Here is an 18,938-nt window from a genome sequence, read left to right on the forward strand (position 1 = left end):
TCTTAAAAAGTAGGACACTTTTACTTAAATATTCTTTTTAAGATCTAAGTATCAGTGCCCATGTAAACTTAATCAGTTATTTAAAGTCCTAAAAATATACCTAGTTATATTTATCGATACGTATTTTTTTCATACGGGCACCGACGCCAGTATCAGAACTAAAATTAACTTTAGTTGGCACTTTGTAACTATCTAATACTGACTTACAATGTTTTCGTATGGCCTTTTTTAGCAGTTTTGCATCATGTGCTAGATCGAAGCTAACGTTGATAGCGACTGTTTGTCCAGTTATCGAGTTAGCTGAGGCATATGCAACACAATCTAAAACTCCATCAACTTCTAGTACAACTGACTCTACTTCACTTGGTAGAACTTTTTCTCCACCGACATTGATAACTTCTTTCGCTCGCCCAATTATTTTTAAGAAACCATCAGAGCTTTCTTCAACAAGATCTCCTGTTTCAAACCAACCATCATCAGAAAAACTGCTCATATCGTGGTTCAAATAACCCAATATTTGAGTTTTACTACGTAGCCATAACTCACCATTAACTACCTTATACTCTTGGTTGGGATCATCAATTCTGATCTCTAAACTTTTAGAAGATCGGCTTGAAGTTTTCGCAATTCCAGTTTCACTCGTCCCAAAGGTTTGTAGAAGTTTAACACGAGGAAACGCTTCTTTAAGCCTAATAAGTAAGCTTTCTGGCATAGGTTCAGTGCCGTACGTCACCATACGCAGCGAGCTTAAGTTAAAACGGGTATGGACTCTTGCAATCAGCATCATATTAAGGAAAGTAGGAGACGCAGGCAGAAGATGCACTTTTTCTCTTTCGATCAGCTCAGCAACATGCTCTGGCTCTCTCTTGTCCGGAATAACTATTTTTGCGCCCATAGACAAAGAATTTAACAGTGTGTTTAGCCCCCCTATATGATCAAACATTAAGAAAACCATTATCGATAGTGATTTTACACGCTTTGATACATAGGTTTCCAACAGATTATCTAAGTCGTGTATCATCGCTTTCGGTTGTCCAGTACTACCACTACTAAAAAGAATCAGTCCCGCCCTCTTCTTTTGTCGCATAGTCAAAATCAGGTCATGTCGCTGGACACGAATTCGTTGATAATCTATTTTAATATTACCTTCACCTCGCAGATTAATTACTACATCTGGTTCGGAAACAGCAATACGTTTCTGAATTTCTTCCTCATTATCAGAAACGACAGGAACAACAATACATTTTTTTGATGCCAGAGCTAAAAATAGGCAAATAGCTTCAAATGAGTAATCGCTAACCAAAACCACAATGTTCCCTTGCTTAATATCGCTTAGCTCTTGTGCATGAGAACTTATTCTCGAATTAAGCTGTAAATACGTATAGCTTTCACGACCAAAACAAAGAGCAGTCTGACTTGAGTAGCTGCTTAACTTATCTAAGTATTCTATCATTTAAATACCCCACCTAAATAAATAACTTGGCCAGTAATAAACTCACTTCGTGGAGAGATAAAGAAGTCTATTACGTTGATCACATCTTCCTCTTTACCCAAACGCTTAATCGCCTGAGAACTCACCAGATCTTCTATTTTGTTTTTTGGGATAGCCTTTATTAGATCCGTTGGGATGGGAGTGGGACCAATTGCATTAACACGAAGGCCATAGGGAGACAGCTCCTTAGCAGATATTCGAGTCATGGATTCAACGGCAGCTTTACTAGCGGCGTAAATCGCCTCTCCCTCTAGGTCGAGAGGAACTGCAACGGTAGAGTAGTTAACAATACATCCACTTCGTCGCTTCATCATTAGTTTTGCCACTTCTCGAGAAAAAAGAAACGTACCCAATACATTTGTCGACATCACCTTTTCTGCACTGGCTAAAGGCGTAGTAATAAAATGGTTCATCGCAGCTATGCCGGCGTTATTGATTAGCACATCAACCTGGCCTAATGTCTTTCGCAAAGAACGAACCATCTTGATTACGGCACTCTCATCTGAGACATCAAGCTCGAAATGCATATATTTCTCATGCTCAATTGTGCCAGCCTGACGGCTACAACCAATAACCGTGTTGCCCTGCGCCAAATAATGTTCAGCAAGTGCTTTACCAAGACCTTTTCTAGTACCGGTAATTAGTATGTTTCTTTGCATCGGCTCCTATTCCTCTAGAAGTACAGACAGATATTTAGCCAGTGTTTCCACGTTTCTAAATGGAGAAGTAACTTGACTCATCGCTTTTTCATCAGCAAGCGTTAAGTCGACACCAAAGTCATCACTGATCTTCTCTTCAAGTTCAGTCATAAGGAACACAATACCTACACTATCAAGTATGCCATTGGTGCCGAATAGTTTAGTTTTTGAATTTGCATTCACTAATTCCTGATTATCTTCGTCTTCTCCCATTTCAACAAGAGCAGATATTACTAGATCAATATATTTATCCATTATTACTTCCTAAAAATTTACTCGTTAACGCCCAAACTTATTCCGCCATCAACGACCATATTCGTACCAGTAATCCAACTGGCTCTATCAGAGAGAAGAAAATATGCAGCATCTGCGATATAGCGACTTTTACCCAAACCTAACGGGTACAAATCATTCAATCGTTCAAACATTTCTTCGGGATATAGGCTCTCGGTTAGATCTGTTTTTATAAGGCCAGGGGATATAGAGTTTACCCTTACACCCAAAGGAGCAAGTTCTTTAGCCAATGATTTAGCGGCGCCAATAATACCAGCCTTTGATGCGCCATAGTTAACCAAGCCGGTCGTGCCAATAGACGCAGCAACTGAAGCAATGAAAACTACGCTTACATTGCCAAGAGACATTACACTTTTGTTTGAAAACCCTTTGGCAATTGAAAGTGCTGAAAACAAATTCAAATTAAACATCTCTAACATCTTATCATAGCTGTTAAAGCGATTAGGTAAAACAGTAGAGATCCCCGCCGCACATACTACACCTGAGATCTTCCCATACTGCTTCGCTAAGCTTTTTATCCAATTAGGAATTAGATCTATATCAATAGATAAATCTCTAACCTGGAAATATAGTGTGTCTGGGTAACTGCAAGCCAATGTCTTCAGTTCTTCCCGCTCTTTTCTCGCCACTGCGATGACTCTAAACCCATTAGACAGCAGCAGTTCCGTCGTGGCCAAGCCTATCCCAGAACTTGCTCCTGTGACCAAGTAGAGTTGCGTATCTGACATAGATACTTAACCTTGGCTCAAATCATATAACTGCTGAACCGTTTCTAGTGCTTTAAGATCGGAGTTAGTAATTAGTTTTGAAAACTCCATATCAAACATAGAAATAACGCCTAGATGTGCCATAGAGTCCCACTCTTCCATATCAACTAATCTAGTTTCTAAGTTAAGCTCATCGTCTAGTTGAAGAATATCTGCTACTTCTTCACAAAATTGCTGTGCGTCCATCATTTTTCCTTACATCTGGTAAATTTGTACGTCTGAAATCATCGAATGGGAAATATCTACAATAGCACTAGCCCATGAAAGCCCCACTCCAAACCCTGAAAGCAATACTTCTACTGCCTTCTCTTCTTTATCTCCAAGTGTATGGCAAATTGCACATGGTATAGAAGCGCTACTTTGGTTCCCATATTTCTTCACGATATCACTCGGTGCTTTATTTTTATCTAATTTCACACGACGAACAATATTAGAAATAATATACTGATTTGCCTGGTGGAAGAACACGTAGTCTATCGCCTCAAGACTTTTGCTACTGTATTCCAATATTTCTTTAATCGATTCTGGCTCACGTTTTATTGAAAAGTTAAAAACTTCAGCACCATTCATCTTTAAGTTATTATCTGAACGATGATTTCCATCTTCATCAACCGTAGTTTGCTGAGTCTTCTCAGATACAGGAAGTCGAAAAGCTCCTGCGGGTTGAATAATGTTTTCATAGCCAGAGCCATCTGTATGCAAACTGAAAAAACTGTTATTTACTTGCGAGCCTCGTTTAATTAGTGTCGCTGAACCAGCATCGCCAAACAGAGGTGCCGTTGAACGATCTCGTTTATTAACACATACGCTTAACGTATCACCAGCCAAGAGCAAAATGTTGGAGCAGGCTCCCGTTTCTACCATCATATGTGCCAGCCAAAGTCCGTATACATACCCAGAGCAACCCAATGAAACATCAAATGAGGCGACATCTGTAGTAAGCTCCAATCGACCATGAGCTATTGCAGCATTAGACGGTTGAAAGTGGTCTGGTGTTTGTGTCACAAAGATCAAGCCGTCTATTTGTGATTTATCCAAATCAAGCATCTTGATCAGTGATGTCGCTGCTGAGACGGATAGATCTAAAGCCGTGATATTATCATCCCCTACAACATGCCGCTTGTCTAACCCTATCGCTTTCTTAATTCGCTTTATTTGGTTTTCATTTCCGCCATACAATTGCACTTCATCATCAATACACTTGACTGTCGGCGGCACAACTGTCACTACACCAGCTATTTGAGCTGCTCTAAAACTAGAATTTGCCATTTAAATTTTTCTCGCAGGATTTCCAAATACTGTGATGCCAGACTTTACGTTTCCAACTACAGCACTGCCTGCACCGATTACTGCATTATCACTAATTTTTCTTTGAGGAAGAATCAGAGCCCGTGACCCAATTAAGACACTCGAACCAATTTCTGTTCCTCCACCAATCTCAACTTTTCCATTGATTGAGGAATATTTACCCACAAGACCATCATGCCCCATTGTAGAGGAAGTATTAAAGAAAACACCATCTTCCAGGGTGATATCACAAGTAAGAATGCACATAGGGCAAATGACTACTCCTGTGCCCAACTTAACGTTGTGGCCAACAATTGACGATGGGTGCACGAATGTAGAGAAACTGGCTCCCTTGTTAACTAGTTGCTCAAAAACGTTTTGCTTACCTTTAGGGTTCATAATCCCCATAATGAGTGAGATTGAGTCTACGGGTTGAAAGTTTTCTATAGTTTGTACAATTGAGATAGGATAATCATAATCATCCAATGAACTTAGATCATCCGAAACAAACCCCACTGGTTCATACTCTGACTCAGGACAAGATAGCCACGAATATAACTCTCTACCTAAGCCACCAGTTCCTACAATATAAACTTTTTTTTTCATTTATAATCTACTCTAAAAATCTAAATTAATCAGCTTAAGTAAAATCAATGGGCGTACTTGGCAAATTGATTAAACGCGCTTCTATAAACTCAGAATAACTAAGGTCCCCCCTCAAAGCACCTTTAAACATTGGCAATCTATGTAGCAGTTGCCAAATTGGCCTAGTCATTACACCAGCATTATTCGTCTCATTTAGGATTTGCTCTCTTGATTCTACATCAGGGCAAATAATAGCATTCAGCCAGTAGTTTGACTGAGCATATTCCGGCTCAGAGATAAATTTAAAGTCCGTTCCATTGAAGAAGTGTTTATAGCTTTCTGCAAGTAGTCTTTTTTGTTTCAAGTACTGCTCGATGACTTCCATCTGAGCACAACCTAGAGCTGCATTAAGGTTAGGCATACGGTAGTTAAAACCAGGTTCATCATGGAAGAACTCATACGGATGAGGAACTTTCGCTGTCGTGGTGACATGCTTAGTACGCATGCCTAATTCTTGAGTCTTACATAACACAATACCACCACCACCAGTAGTAATAATTTTATTACCATTAAAGCTGACCGCACCAAAATCACCAATAGTGCCAGTGTGTTTGCCCTTATAAAACGAACCGAGGCTTTCTGCAGCATCTTCAACCAACGTAAGGTTCCATTTCAAGCAAACGGCACCCAGTTCATCAAGTTCTACAGGGTGACCAAACGTATGCATTGGTACAACTGCTTTGATTCTTTTGCCTGTTTTTTTATGTATACACCCCGCGTCTGTGACTTCAGCACTCTCTTCTAAAAATGCATCCACAGCCTTAGGGCACAACCCTAAACTCACTGGAGACACATCCAAAAAAATAGGCTCTGCACCCATATGATAAAGAGCATTGCAGGTTGCAACAAAGGTCAAAGCTTGTGTGATGACCAGTTCGCCTCTTTGAACATCAGCCATGTATAATGCAGCATGCAATGCTGCTGTGCCATTAACTGTCGCTACCGCTCTGGCCGAGCCAGTATAAGCTTCGATTTTTCGCTCAAAATCATCAACAAACTTACCGACGCTAGAAACAAATGTACTTTCAATAGTTTCCATTACATACGCTTTTTCATTGCCATCAAACTTTGGCGCGTGCAAGGGGATAAATTCGTCAGTTTTGTAAGTATCTCTCACAAATTCAACAATAGATGCCGCTTTCATTGAATACTCCACTCACATCTTGCTATCGAGGTATTTGCCCGTTTCTTTATGCCCAAAATCAGGGATCATGGTAAAGAACAATTCTACAATTTGTTCTTTAGTCCAAGCTCGCTCACCTTTCATTGCAGAAATACTGTTCTCAAACAAAGTAAGAAGCTCTTGCTCATAAAGAGGCGCATTTTTGATGATGCCTAAATTTTCGAATCGAGACATATTCAACTCTTCTTTATCTGTAAAAAACTCTTCGAAGTCTTTTTCACCTGTTGTATCACTTGCAGTAAATAAACAGGGCCATTTACTTTGCTCTGGAAGCGTATGTGCTAGTTTGCGGGCTTCTTCTTCTGTTTCGCATAGGTGAGGTTCGAAACCAAGTTGCTCTAGGTATTTCACCGCAATATCTGCAAATGAAATAAGATGCAAAGCTTCACTCAGTTTCGGGAATAAAATGTCACGGTTTTCACCAAAGATACAAGACATTAAACATAGTTCACCCGACTCTTGAGGAGTAACAAAGTAACGTTTGATGTCGTTTGGTGCCACGATAGGCTGGCGCTTTTGAATACGTTGATTAAATCCGTGTAGCAATGAACCATCGGAGAAGGCCACATTGGCAAAGCGTGCCGTCGAAATGGCTATCTGCTCACTTTTACGCATTAGGAACATTTCCATAATGCGTTTGGAAGCTCCCATCATATTGACTGGGTTGGCTGCTTTATCCGTCGAAACACAGAAGTACTTTTTCGCGCCAGCATCAATAGATTGTTGAATAGTCTTATCTGTATTAAACACGTTGACATCGATCATACGCATCAATGTATAAGGGTCTTTTTCACTTCTCACATGTTTAAGAGCTGAAAGGTTCAACACATAATCGAACTGCCCATCGGCTTTGATAAATGCGTCATACTCCAAAGATCCTATGTCCAAAGCAAAGGTTTGAAAGTCACCATCAATGTAACCAAATGAGCTACGGATATCTCGCACAAGCTCTACCATGTTGTTTTCACTAATATCTACAACATGCAGCTTCTTAGGATTACGTTTAAAAATTTCTTTAGTTACAGCTTGGCCTATTGAGCCCGCTCCACCAAGAACTAAGAATCGTGATTCCGATACAATACGTTTTAGTTCGGATTCATGATTGGAAATATCGGCGCTGAAGAGATCTTTCTCTCGACCGATAATAGGCAATATACTGCTCATTATTTGATTCCTAGCTTATATTTTTTCAATTTTTCACCTCAACGAATGAAAGTTGCCGAGACACCTTTAATTCATTTTGAGACAGTTTATCTTACTATCTCTTGTAATACCTTGGTTTTGCCGTTTTTCTTAAAGCACCGCCAATAAGTCCTCAAAAAATCATTTACTAGAACTGTTTCCTAAATGCAAATCTAACCAATACAATCGCTACACCTAACATTCCACCCAACAACGCCCCTAACACGGCAATTAGTGCTCGTTTAGGTTTATCTCTATTCAGTGGCATTTGGACATCATCAAGATATTGAAAGGTAGCAAACTCTATATCAGAATTTATTTTTGTGTTGTTAATTAGCGTTAGTTTTGAGTCTATCTGCTGTAAACGCGGTTCAATAACACTCAAGTTTGATATGGTTTTTAACGCATTTATTTTTGCTTCAATAGCTGCACTTCCTAAGTTAATTGAAAAAATCTCTTTCTCGCCTAAGTTTTGTACAGGTGTATTTACCTTTGCTGCTGTTGCTATTTGCAGTGCGTACTCAGCACGTTGAATTTCAACTTCAAGGTTTTGTTTCGCTTGTAAAGAAAGCGCTGTTTTTTGCTGCAGCAGCTCATTTATTTTACTTGTAATAACTGCATTTAAGTTTTGCAAAGCATCACGACGCACAATATCACCAACATAAGCAATATAGTTTTGTAACATATTATAACTATCAAGTTTTGTCGTTGCCTGAACCTTTAGTCCAATAATATTTTTATTGCTTTTATCTGGTTGTGACGCAGTTAGTTTACTAAACCATTCATTATACAAACGACGTGTAGCTTCATCGGCATCGACATCGGCATCCAACTTATTCTTGAAATCTTGAAAAACCGCATTGCTGTCTAAAAAATTGCGTTTATTTTTATTCGACTCAAAAGCCATAATGAATGACTGAAAAAGAATTTCTGAATCTATTAAACCATCAAGAAAATCATTAACCAAAATCGTCCCATCCTCTTGATAAACATCAAAAATTGGTTGATATTGCTTAACTTGAGACTGGTATTCCGTGAAATTTTGAACTTGCGGCACAGCAATCTTCGCGCTACTGCTCCACCACTCTTGTGCCGTTAACGCGTATGTAATCGCACCAACCGCAAACACCAAGGTGGTAAAAATAATGGTCAACTTCCCTTGCCAAAGAGCAATAAAAAGCTCTTTGAGATCAATTTCATCAGTCTGCTCGTAAAAGCTTGGGATTTGTGGGTGAGAAGGATTTAGGTTGGATGACTGGTAATGGTTATTCACAAATTTCCCTTTTTTCTGACATTTAGGCACGCTACCGCCCTTGGGTATAGCCCCCAATACGATAATACTTCATTTGGTGTAGCAGTTAGTCACTGCATTAATTGGCGAAATTGTACCTTAATCGAGCCAAAGTGGCGATAGTCAGATAGCGAGCTCTTAAATCACTCAGAATGAAGTCATTTTTACGGCCCGTTATCTTAATCCAATTTGAACTCCTTTTTTTAACTACTCGAAATAACTGTGATGAAACCGACATATCAACAGCAGCAATTGCTCACTCTATAACCAGCTGGTACATCATCTATGCCACTCTTCCTAATACTTCTTGAAATGTTATACTTTCATGCAGCTAACATTTATTCAGGACAAATCTATGATCATCGTAACTGGCGGCGCTGGCATGATTGGCAGCAACATCATCAAAGCACTTAATGAAAAAGGCATTAGCGACATTCTTGTTGTCGACAACCTTAAAAATGGTCGTAAGTTTCAAAACTTGGTCGACCTTGATATTGCTGACTATATGGACCGTGATGACTTTCTTGCTCAGGTTATGGCTGGTGATGATTTCGGCCCTATTGAAGCGGTATTCCATGAAGGTGCTTGTTCTGCGACCACCGAGTGGGATGGTAAATACATCATGCTCAACAACTATGAATACTCTAAAGAATTGCTTCATTACTGCTTAGAGCGTGAGATTCCATTTTTATATGCCTCTTCTGCTGCGACCTACGGTGATACCGACACATTTGTCGAGGAAAAACAATACGAAGGTGCATTAAACGTTTACGGTTATTCAAAACAGCAGTTTGATAACTATGTACGCCGCGTTTGGCAAGATGCGCAGCAACATGGCGAAAAGCTTTCTCAAGTCACTGGTTTTCGTTATTTCAATGTTTATGGTCCGCGTGAACAGCATAAAGGCTCTATGGCTTCTGTTGCTTTCCACCTTAACAACCAAATGAATGCAGGGGAAAACCCTAAACTGTTTGCAGGCAGCGAAACCTTCCAACGTGATTTTGTTTACGTTGGTGACGTTGCTGCGGTGAACTTATGGTTTATGGACAATGGTGTATCCGGTATTTATAACCTAGGTACGGGTAATGCCGAATCTTTCCAGGAAGTTGCAAAAGCCGTTATCAAACACCATGGCAAAGGTGAAGTGGAAACCATTCCATTCCCTGAACACTTAAAAGGTGCGTATCAAGAGTTTACTCAAGCCGACTTGAGTAAGCTCAGAAGCGCTGGTTGTGATCACAAATTTAAAACTGTCGCTGAAGGTGTCGCTGAATATATGAGCATTATTAACGCTTAGTGATTTTAAGAGGGAGAAATTAACGTTATATTTCTCCCTCTTTACCAAATGTCGCTTTTCCAGAGGAAAGGCTGCGGGACATTTTTAGAGTTCACCAAGCTATAAAGAGAATGTATGAATATTTTGATGGCCTTGTCCCAGTTGGAAGTCACAGGGGCTGAAGTCTATGCAACAACTGTTGGCGATGAACTGACAAATAGAGGACATCGTGTATTTTACGTTTCAGACACCCTAACCAAGTCACATCAAGGGTTATTCTACAAACTCCGCTTTAATAAGCGTAGTATTCCTCGCCGTTTTTGGCACGTTGGCTATCTTATTTATCTGATACAAAAGCATAACATCCAGTTAGTGCATGCTCACTCAAGAGCATCGAGTTGGAGTTGTCATATTGCGTGTAAAATAACCGGAACACCTATGGTTACAACAGTACATGGTCGCCAACCAGTGCACGCATCTCGCAAGAAATTTCACGCGATGGGCGACAAAGCCCTACCGGTTTGTGAAGCCATTGAACAACAACTCATTACTGAATTGGATGTTCCACAAAGTTCGCTAATCGTTAGTCGAAATGGTATTGAAACTCAAGAGTTCGCTTGGCAAAACGCTCCTCAAAATAGCAAACCTGTTATCAGTATTATTGGCAGGTTAACTGGCCCCAAAGGGGAGCTTTGCTATCGGTTGATCGATGAATGTTTAGACTCAGCGAAATACCATATTCAGGTCATATCAGGCTCTAAAATTGAAGCGCGTTTTGATAAGTTTACTTCTGACGTTCATTTTCTTGGTTATTCACAAGATGTTGTCTCAATATTAGCCCAGTCAGACTTAGTCATAGGTGCCGGTAGGGTTGCAATGGAATCTTTGTTATGTGGAAGACCCACACTAGCGATAGGTGAAGCGAGCGCAGTTGGTATTGTCGATGACAATAATATCGCTGCAGCCATGGCAAGCAACTTCGGTGACATCGGCCCTAAAGATCTCGATATTGACTTTACGCAAATTAGCCGACACGTAGAGCAAGGGTTGAAAATGAAGCACTGCTCACCACAGGTCAGCGAGATCATCAAGCATAGCTATAGCTTATCGAATATAGTCGATCAAATAGAAGATATTTACCAAACGGTTTACGTTGAAAAACTGCGTAAAGAGATGCCAATCATCATGTATCACCGCTTTATCAAAAATGATAGTGAAAAAGGTGTGCATGGAACTTATCTTCATATCAATATGCTTGAAAAACACTTCAAGTTACTCAAGCGCATGGGCTTTGAGACTCTGACGTTTAAAGACTTGGTAGATAAAAGGCTGATACACCGCCTTGAACCAAGTAAGCGCTATATCATGTTAACGGTTGATGATGGGTATCAAGACAATTACGAACTTCTGCTCCCTTTATTAAAAAAATATAACTTCAAAGCCGTTGTCTATGTTGTCACTGGTGAAAAGTTTAACCGTTGGGATGTTGAAGTGCCTAACAACCCAGAAAAAGCGGTAGCTTTAATGGATGAAAGCCAATTAAAGAAATTACATGCATCTGGCTTAGTTGAAATTGGCGGCCATACGATGACTCACCCATTTCTCAGCAAACTCAGTGAATCTGAACAGCGTAAAGAGATCTCACGTAATAAACTTGAACTCGAAGAGCTACTAGGTGAACAACTGGTTTCTTTTGCATATCCCTATGGCGATCATGATGCGCTCTCAAAACAGATCGTACATCAATGTGGCTATCAATTTGCGGTTGCGACCAACAGCGGCCCATTGTTAATGCATCAAGACCCATATCAAATTCGACGTATTGCTATATTCCCTAAAACCGATGTGTTTGGCCTGTGGCGAAAAGTGAAAGGGAACTATCTATTTAGAAAAATGAATAATAAGAGGTTGTAGATGGCTGGTTTTGGTTTGGTTGCAAAGTTGCGTAATAAAATCCGGGTAAAATCCAACAATAGTATTCAAATAGGTAAAAATACTCGCATTCGCTATTGTGATATTTATGTTAATGGCAAAAATAATCAACTGATTATTCATGATGATGCCAACTTAAAAGGTGTATCTATCGAGCTCAATGGTAATAATTGCCTTTTAGAAATTGGTGAAAACTGCGTTATTGGTGAAAATTGTTTCTTCTCATGTCGAGAGTCTGAAACAAAATTAGTTATTGGTAAGGAATGTATGTTTTCGCGTAATGTAAAGATAATGACCAGTGACGGACATAATATTTTACGTGATGGAAAACGGATTAATCCCGCTAAAAGTATTTATATCGGATCGCATGTATGGTTAGCGGATAATGTTACCGTCTTAAAAGGTGTATCTATTGGAAGTGGTTCTATAGTAGGTATTAACTCAACAGTAACACATTCCGTTGCCGATAACTCAGCAGCAGCTGGTAATCCTGCTCGAGTTATCGCTGATTCTGTAACCTGGCAGGAAGAGTTAACTTTTTAAACTAACCGTTTACTCATTATTCAATAAATATTTAAAATGGGCCTTATCACAAAGGCCCATTTTATTCTCACGCATAAGTAGATAATAATTAATATTATTTAAATAGATGGCAACTTTTTATCCTTTCCTATCTCTGAAAAAAGGATCAACAAGCCACACAAGATCGTTAGTAAATAAATAAGATGTGTATGGTGCAAGGGAACATCAGTTAAACCGGCAAACATAAGCATAATGAGTATGCTATTAACTAGTGGATTACCAATATATTTAACACCCGAACGAGTAAAATTAATGATTAAAGCAAAACAAAATAAAAGTATTACTAGAGTTCCCACTACTCCATAGCGGGCTAAAGAATCTAAATATTGATTATGTAAATGAGGCTGAACTGCCGCTCCTCGATTATTGATACTTGCAATGCTCTTTTCAAGGGCATCATCCCCAAGGCCAAAAATAGGGTCATGAGCAATCACATCCAAACCATGTTTCCATAAGTCCAACCGAACACCGATGGAGGTGTGATGTTTTCCTTTCTCTATCATCGAAAATTCGTATCGCGTCTGTTCGATTCGAGCATCAATCTCTTGATCAAAAATCGCATAAAATAGCACGGAGATAGTACATATTGAAAAACACAAAACAATATAATGTTTCACTGTTGGCTTTACTGTAGCAATCATCAAATAAAGAATGACCACAGGTAAAAAGAGAATTACGCCTCGCACATCGGTCATGATGATTGCCGTCAACGAAAGCAAGCCGCCCATAGCAGCAATCGCCTTCAATATTTTATCTGATTGATTTAAAAGTAGATAAACACAACACAACAAAAGAAAAGAGGCGTATAACGCATAAGGTATCGGGTTTGTCGCAATGCCAACACGCGCAATATTCATTACAAAATGCTCATACAAAGCATTCAACCCACAAATAACTGAAGCTAATGCAGCAATGTAATAAACCCACTGACTTGATATTTTATTCCATGGCACAAAAAGCAAATAAACCAAACTCACAATCAACGTTCTAGGTAAAGAGAATTCATCACCGCGAAAAAAATGATACCCAGAAAAAATAACTATTATCAACAACCCAGAGATAAAAAAGCTTCTTAATACTGAATTCCAGTTTGCCCTGATTGCCTCACGATATTTCAACAGACAATAAATAGAAACTATTGGTATCAACCTTGAAAGAATAAATTTAGTATCAGAGAAGTTAAACATCATTATTAAAATAACCAATAAAGGTGATAATAAAAATAACTTTTCGATATGATTAATTATTTTGTTTTTTATAAGCATTATTTGCTAAAGCCATTTTTATTTTGCGATACAGTGAGTAAAATTCACGGGTAGGTTTTCTGTATAATGGAGCACTGGGTTGCCGTTCATTTTGAAATGTTGTCTCAAAGTATTGAGGATTTGCAACTACACTTGGTGAAAATAAGAATGAAGGCATCTGATGTAAATATAGTGACCCCATATAGTTATCAACAGGCATCGACCAGCGCTGTGAAAACTTAAGTAATTTCGTTGCTGCATCAGGAGAAAGTGCATAAGCTCTAGCGCCACCAAAATTATTACTTAGAAAATAAATATCGTAGTTATCTGCCTGTTCCTTCAAGAACAGCCGACTACGATCACAAGCTTCCTCCAATCTCAAAAATCCATATTCTTGAGTTTTAATTTTGATTAGATCAATAAACTGTATAAAGCAAGGTAATAGCTCTGCATCATCCTCTAAAATAATGATAGGCTCATTCAAGTCAACACTCTTTTGCCAGAGCAAATAATGGCTCGCATAGCAACCCATCTCCCCTTTTGAGGGCATTTTGCCACTGGTAAACCATAATCGCTTTGTGTAGTGATAATTGGCAAACAAAGGATGTGGAGGATCAACTCGACCATCAATCGCATCAAAGAACTCAAAGTCCAAGCCATAATTAGCCATTTGTTGCTCAATTGATGCTCGTCTTTCTAGGCTGTTTTTAAGGCTAATGACGTAAATTTTCATCACAAAAACTCGAATTTCTATAATATGCTCGCCAATATGCTGCGCAATACTTATTCTCAGATTGAGGGGGATTAGAGCATATTTTACCTAATATTTGAATGCATTTGTTAACAGAAATTGAGTTTTATCAAACGAGTGCTGTGCTAGAATGGTCGTAAAATAAGAATGACGGTGAAAAATGAAGTTACTGATTGTGGGTCCTTCATGGGTGGGTGATATGGTGATGTCACAAAGTTTATATCAGCGCCTTAAGCAACAGCACCCTGATGTACAAATTGACGTTCTAGCCCCTGCTTGGTGCAAACCTATTTTGGAGCGCATGCCTGAAGTTAATTGCGCGATTGAAATGTCGATTGGACATGGTGCTTTTAATCTTGCAGGTCGATGGGCTCTCGCCCAAGAGCTAAAACGCAACAATTACACTCATGCCTATGTCTTACCAAATTCGGCAAAATCAGCGCTCATACCGCTATTTGCAGGTATTCCTTCTCGTACTGGATGGAAGGGTGAATTTCGCTACGGCTTACTTACCGATCTTCGCCCTAATCGTAAAGTGTTCCAGTATATGGTTGAACGCTATGTGGCTCTTGCTTATTCAAAAGAAAGTATGCTCGATAAAGTGCAGCTAGAAACTTGCCCTCGCCCTTCCCTCTCAATTGATACCAAAGCTCAACAATATGCCATTTCAAGATTAGGCTTATCGAACACCAAACCGATTATCGGTTTATGCCCAGGGGCTGAATTTGGCCCGGCTAAAAGATGGCCTGATCACTATTATGCTCAAGTTGCACAACACGCTATTGAAAGCGGCTACCAAGTCTGGCTTTTTGGCTCGACCAAGGATAGCAAAGTCTGCGACCTCATTCGTTCTGCGCTTAGCACCGAACAACAAAAATATGCCTTTAATCTAGCAGGACAAACCTCACTTATTGAAGCCGTGGATCTGTTGGCGGCTTGCCATACCGTCATCAGTAATGATTCAGGATTAATGCATGTCTCCGCCGCCGTAGGTTGTAATATCGTCGCAATTTATGGTTCAAGTTCACCGCAATACACGCCACCGCTAACTGAGCGCTTAGAAATGGTGTATACCGATATTGAGTGCCGCCCATGCTTTAAGCGAACCTGCCCATTAGGGCACTTAAATTGCTTAAATCAGCTGCAACCGGTGCAAGTTATTCAAGCTTTAAATAGATTTATTGGGAAAGATTAATGAAACACCTCTGGTTTGAAAAAGGGGCTTATGCCTCGAAGGCCGCCCGCCAATACTTGAATGGTTATTTTAATCCTTTAGCAATCAAGAAAATTGCCGTCATTCGCCATGCTGCGCTCGGTGATCAAGTCATTGTGCGCCCATTTTTGATTGAAGCTCGGAAGTTCTTCCCTCATGCAGAAATAACATTGGTCACCGTTTCAAACTACCTCTATGGAACACCAACAGAGTTAGCGGATAAAACAGTGGTAATGAAAAGCCGTGAGGATTCAAAACACTTATCACTCAAGCAAAAATGGCAAGACTACAGCCAACTGGAAGAGCAAGATATTATATTTGATGTCGCTGGGACAAATCGCTCTTACTGGATGACATTACTGACTAAAGCAAAACTCAAAGTTGGCTTTCCTTACACGCCATTTTTATGTGGCACCCTGTATAACTTGGCAGTATTTCGCTCTGACTTCCAACCAGAAGTAGAATGCATGCTCGACATGCTTAAAATCCTTGGCCACAACCCAAGCTATCCTCTCGATTTTGCCTACCCAGACAACAGGCAACTTTGTGATTTTGAAACACCTTACCTTGTCTATTTCAGTGGTGCTTCACAGCTGAGAAAAATCTTATCTAAGCCTGAAATGCGTGCTGTCATCGAGCAAACTATTGAGCAGCAGCCCAATGTAAAACATATCTTCCTTGAGGGAAAAAATGAGTTTGAAAAAGGTGAGTATCTACAGGATCTTGCAGAGGCTGGAAAATTAACGATTCAGCCATGCTTACCTTTAGATGAATTAGTCACGTTTATTGCGAAAGCAACGTTAGTGATTGCTCCAGACACTGGCATACGCAATGTGGCCATATCGACCCACACACCAACTGTTGGTATTTTTTACGCTACCGTCCCTTTTCGTTATACACCATTGTATGAAACACATACGATCGTGATGAATGCCAATGGTGAAAAGCCTTCTACTGAGCAAATTACTGCAGCGATTACTGCCACATTGAAACTACGCTCGATAACCGTAAAAAGCAGACAGGACCAATAAATATGAGCCAAGTAACCGTATTAATCGCCAACCGACTAATCCGCTTGACCGGGAATATTTTTAAAATGCTCGCTTACCCATTTCATTGGGTGTTTCCAAAATTGCGTTTTACCATTCCGGCTTATTCATCAGCAAAATGGGCACGCTCCAATCGCAGCGCTATTCCACGTACAATTTGGCAAACCAACTTTACCGATCAAGCCTCCCTACCCGTTTATATTAACTACTTATTTAATCGATTAATGTCGCTCAATTGTGACTATCGTTATGTAAGTACTGAAGCCCGTGGTGAGTATTTACGAACCCACGCATCAACTGAAATCTATGACGCTTACATGCGGCTAACCAACGGCGCTGCTCAAGCCGATTTATGGCGTTTAGTCGTACTCAATAACGAAGGGGGCGTCTATATGGACATTGACGCAACTTTGGTATGGTCTCTCGATAAACTGATTGGCGATGAACAAGAAGCGGTTTACATAAAAATTGATAATAATACCCGTTTTACCAACTACTTTATCGCCTCAGCACCTAATAATAACGACCTCAGCCAAGCAATTGAAAAAGTACTACATAACATTGAGAACTATGACCCCAAAATGGGCGTTTATTATTCAACCGGGCCTGGCGTATTTGATGAATTACTAAAAGGCAGAGAAGACCTTTGCACAAAAGATAGAAAATACGTTTGTATTCAAGGTAGTTTTACCAATGAACATTTTCAATATATAGATCGCCCTCGTTCGAAATGGACTCACATTAATCCAGATGATTTGGTAAAGAAAAAGGAACAGTAGAGTGGTGATTCGTACTCTCTATACCTTACTTCTCTGTGTAGCTTCTCCTTTTTTAATGTGGGGCTTGTACAAAAAGCGGCCGGGCAAGCCGTGCGTTGGTGCTCGCTGGAAGGAGCATTTTGGCTTCACACCACCGCTTAAAACTAATCAATCCCCTATTTGGATCCACGCAGTATCGGTTGGAGAAACGCTTGCCGTTTCTCCACTGATAAAAAAACTCAAATCACAATATCCCGATCAACCGATTGTGATTACCACCACAACCCCAACAGGTGCAGAACAAGCGGCTAAATTACGAGGCATCGCCGAACATCGTTATATGCCATTTGACTTTTCTTTTGCCGTGCGCGCTTTCATCAAACGTATAAAACCGAGTCAAATGCTGATCATGGAAACGGAATTGTGGCCAAACACATTACATACGGTTTCAAAAGCAGGTATTCCTATTACTGTTATTAATGCTCGCTTATCTGAGCGCTCATGTCGACAGTATGCTAAATGTCAGCCGATTTTTAATTTACTAGCATCTAACTTAACGCGTGTACTTTGCCAATATCCAGATGATGCACAGCGCTTCATGCGACTCGGATTACCTGCGGACAAAGTAACAGTCACCGGTTCGATGAAGTTCGATATCAATATCGATCAACAAACCATAGAAAAAGGCCAGCAGTTAAGGCATCAACTAGGTAAAGAACGACCAATTTGGATTGCCGCCAGCACTCACCAAGGTGAAGATGAGCAAGTGTTAGCAGCCCATGCAAAAGTGCTGAAAAAACAATCTAACGCATTGCTTATTCTTGTCCCGCGCCACCCTGAGCGATTTAATGCTGTTTTTGAGTTGTGTAAAACACAATTTATTAGTGTGCGACGAACTGAAACAGAGACTGAACTTGATCCAGAAGTACAGGTCTATCTGAGTGATACAATGGGAGAAATGCTAGTACTCATGGGATCTGCTGACATTTGTTTTATGGGTGGAAGCTTACTGGGTGACAAAGTCGGTGGGCATAATTTACTCGAGCCAGCTGCGCTTGGTTTACCCATATTGACTGGCCCAAGCTATTACAACTTCAGTGAAATCACTCAAGCCCTCAATCAAGCCGATGCTTGTGTGATCACACAAGATGCAGAGCAAATTGCACAAAGCCTTTGTGAATGGTTCACTGATAACAAACAGCGTATTCATCGAGGCAAGCAAGGTTATCAAATCGTAGAACAAAACCGTGGCGCTCTTGCCAAAACACTTGAATATTTAGATTTATAAAGAGAA

At 40.0% G+C, this 18,938-nt stretch carries 19 protein-coding genes; 7 read left to right on the forward strand and 12 right to left on the reverse strand.

Annotated elements, in window-relative coordinates:
* Window positions 1–100 precede the first annotated feature (100 nt).
* The 10 genes from EYW48_RS09910 to EYW48_RS09955 all read right to left on the reverse strand — a co-directional run bounded on the left by EYW48_RS09910 (window position 101) and on the right by EYW48_RS09955 (window position 8,851).
* Window positions 101–1,453, reverse strand: coding sequence for a fatty acid--CoA ligase family protein (locus EYW48_RS09910; protein WP_261916464.1), 1,353 nt, complete (start codon window positions 1,451–1,453; stop codon window positions 101–103).
* Window positions 1,450–2,151 carry an SDR family oxidoreductase gene (locus EYW48_RS09915; RefSeq protein WP_261916465.1) on the reverse strand — a complete coding sequence of 234 codons (702 nt, stop codon included), beginning with the start codon at window positions 2,149–2,151 and terminating at the stop codon, window positions 1,450–1,452. Before EYW48_RS09915 ends, EYW48_RS09910 begins: the two co-directional genes overlap by 4 nt.
* 6 nt (window positions 2,152–2,157) lie before the next feature.
* Window positions 2,158–2,445 (reverse strand): hypothetical protein, encoded by a 288-nt coding sequence (locus EYW48_RS09920; protein ID WP_261916466.1) that lies wholly within the window; start codon window positions 2,443–2,445, stop codon window positions 2,158–2,160.
* Between the two features lie 17 nt (window positions 2,446–2,462).
* A complete protein-coding gene (locus EYW48_RS09925) occupies window positions 2,463–3,212 on the reverse strand; it encodes an SDR family oxidoreductase (protein WP_261916467.1) in 750 nt (249 codons plus the stop codon).
* 6 nt (window positions 3,213–3,218) lie between these two features.
* Entirely contained in the window at window positions 3,219–3,440 is a 222-nt protein-coding gene (locus tag EYW48_RS09930; protein ID WP_261934010.1) for a phosphopantetheine-binding protein, read from the reverse strand.
* A gap of 6 nt (window positions 3,441–3,446) precedes the next feature.
* On the reverse strand, window positions 3,447–4,520 hold the full coding sequence (locus EYW48_RS09935; protein WP_261916469.1) for a 3-oxoacyl-[acyl-carrier-protein] synthase III C-terminal domain-containing protein: 1,074 nt from the start codon (window positions 4,518–4,520) through the stop codon (window positions 3,447–3,449).
* The gene (locus EYW48_RS09940) at window positions 4,521–5,144 is read right to left on the reverse strand and encodes a NeuD/PglB/VioB family sugar acetyltransferase (protein WP_261916470.1); all 624 of its coding nucleotides are present in this window, start codon (window positions 5,142–5,144) and stop codon (window positions 4,521–4,523) included.
* A 34-nt stretch (window positions 5,145–5,178) separates the two neighbouring features.
* On the reverse strand, window positions 5,179–6,327 hold the full coding sequence (locus EYW48_RS09945; RefSeq protein ID WP_277432339.1) for a LegC family aminotransferase: 1,149 nt from the start codon (window positions 6,325–6,327) through the stop codon (window positions 5,179–5,181).
* A 12-nt stretch (window positions 6,328–6,339) separates the two neighbouring features.
* Window positions 6,340–7,530, reverse strand: a complete 1,191-nt coding sequence (locus EYW48_RS09950) for a UDP-N-acetylglucosamine 4,6-dehydratase (RefSeq protein WP_261916472.1) — start codon at window positions 7,528–7,530, stop codon at window positions 6,340–6,342.
* A gap of 166 nt (window positions 7,531–7,696) precedes the next feature.
* Window positions 7,697–8,851: a Wzz/FepE/Etk N-terminal domain-containing protein gene (locus EYW48_RS09955; RefSeq protein ID WP_346780434.1), complete on the reverse strand. Its 1,155-nt coding sequence runs from the start codon at window positions 8,849–8,851 to the stop codon at window positions 7,697–7,699.
* Window positions 8,852–9,194: 343 nt separating this feature from the next.
* Between EYW48_RS09955 and rfaD the strand changes: the two genes are divergently transcribed.
* The 3 genes from rfaD to EYW48_RS09970 all read left to right on the forward strand — a co-directional run bounded on the left by rfaD (window position 9,195) and on the right by EYW48_RS09970 (window position 12,590).
* Complete coding sequence (rfaD, locus tag EYW48_RS09960) at window positions 9,195–10,136, forward strand: ADP-glyceromanno-heptose 6-epimerase (protein ID WP_261915017.1); 942 nt, start codon at window positions 9,195–9,197, stop codon at window positions 10,134–10,136.
* A 114-nt stretch (window positions 10,137–10,250) separates the two neighbouring features.
* Window positions 10,251–12,029 carry a polysaccharide deacetylase family protein gene (locus EYW48_RS09965; protein WP_277432341.1) on the forward strand — a complete coding sequence of 593 codons (1,779 nt, stop codon included), beginning with the start codon at window positions 10,251–10,253 and terminating at the stop codon, window positions 12,027–12,029.
* The gene (locus EYW48_RS09970; RefSeq protein WP_277432342.1) at window positions 12,030–12,590 is read left to right on the forward strand and encodes an acyltransferase; all 561 of its coding nucleotides are present in this window, start codon (window positions 12,030–12,032) and stop codon (window positions 12,588–12,590) included.
* Window positions 12,591–12,688: 98 nt separating this feature from the next.
* On the opposite strand, the gene EYW48_RS09975 is transcribed toward EYW48_RS09970, so the two are convergent.
* On the reverse strand, window positions 12,689–13,894 hold the full coding sequence (locus EYW48_RS09975) for an O-antigen ligase family protein (RefSeq protein ID WP_277432343.1): 1,206 nt from the start codon (window positions 13,892–13,894) through the stop codon (window positions 12,689–12,691).
* On the reverse strand, window positions 13,869–14,606 hold the full coding sequence (locus tag EYW48_RS09980) for a glycosyltransferase family 25 protein (RefSeq protein WP_261917106.1): 738 nt from the start codon (window positions 14,604–14,606) through the stop codon (window positions 13,869–13,871). Before EYW48_RS09980 ends, EYW48_RS09975 begins: the two co-directional genes overlap by 26 nt.
* A gap of 178 nt (window positions 14,607–14,784) precedes the next feature.
* Between EYW48_RS09980 and waaF the strand changes: the two genes are divergently transcribed.
* Genes waaF through waaA form a run of 4 tightly spaced genes read left to right on the forward strand, consistent with a single transcriptional unit; the run spans window position 14,785 to window position 18,932 of the window.
* Window positions 14,785–15,819 carry a lipopolysaccharide heptosyltransferase II gene (gene waaF / locus EYW48_RS09985; protein ID WP_277432344.1) on the forward strand — a complete coding sequence of 345 codons (1,035 nt, stop codon included), beginning with the start codon at window positions 14,785–14,787 and terminating at the stop codon, window positions 15,817–15,819.
* Complete coding sequence (locus tag EYW48_RS09990) at window positions 15,819–16,868, forward strand: glycosyltransferase family 9 protein (RefSeq protein WP_261916541.1); 1,050 nt, start codon at window positions 15,819–15,821, stop codon at window positions 16,866–16,868. Before waaF ends, EYW48_RS09990 begins: the two co-directional genes overlap by 1 nt.
* 2 nt (window positions 16,869–16,870) lie before the next feature.
* Window positions 16,871–17,665, forward strand: a complete 795-nt coding sequence (locus EYW48_RS09995) for a glycosyltransferase (protein ID WP_274677786.1) — start codon at window positions 16,871–16,873, stop codon at window positions 17,663–17,665.
* A 1-nt stretch (window position 17,666) separates the two neighbouring features.
* Window positions 17,667–18,932 carry a lipid IV(A) 3-deoxy-D-manno-octulosonic acid transferase gene (gene waaA / locus EYW48_RS10000; protein WP_277432345.1) on the forward strand — a complete coding sequence of 422 codons (1,266 nt, stop codon included), beginning with the start codon at window positions 17,667–17,669 and terminating at the stop codon, window positions 18,930–18,932.
* Window positions 18,933–18,938 lie beyond the last annotated feature (6 nt).

The organism is Vibrio sp. 1180_3 (genome assembly GCF_029478545.1).
Taxonomy (GTDB): domain Bacteria; phylum Pseudomonadota; class Gammaproteobacteria; order Enterobacterales; family Vibrionaceae; genus Vibrio; species Vibrio aestuarianus.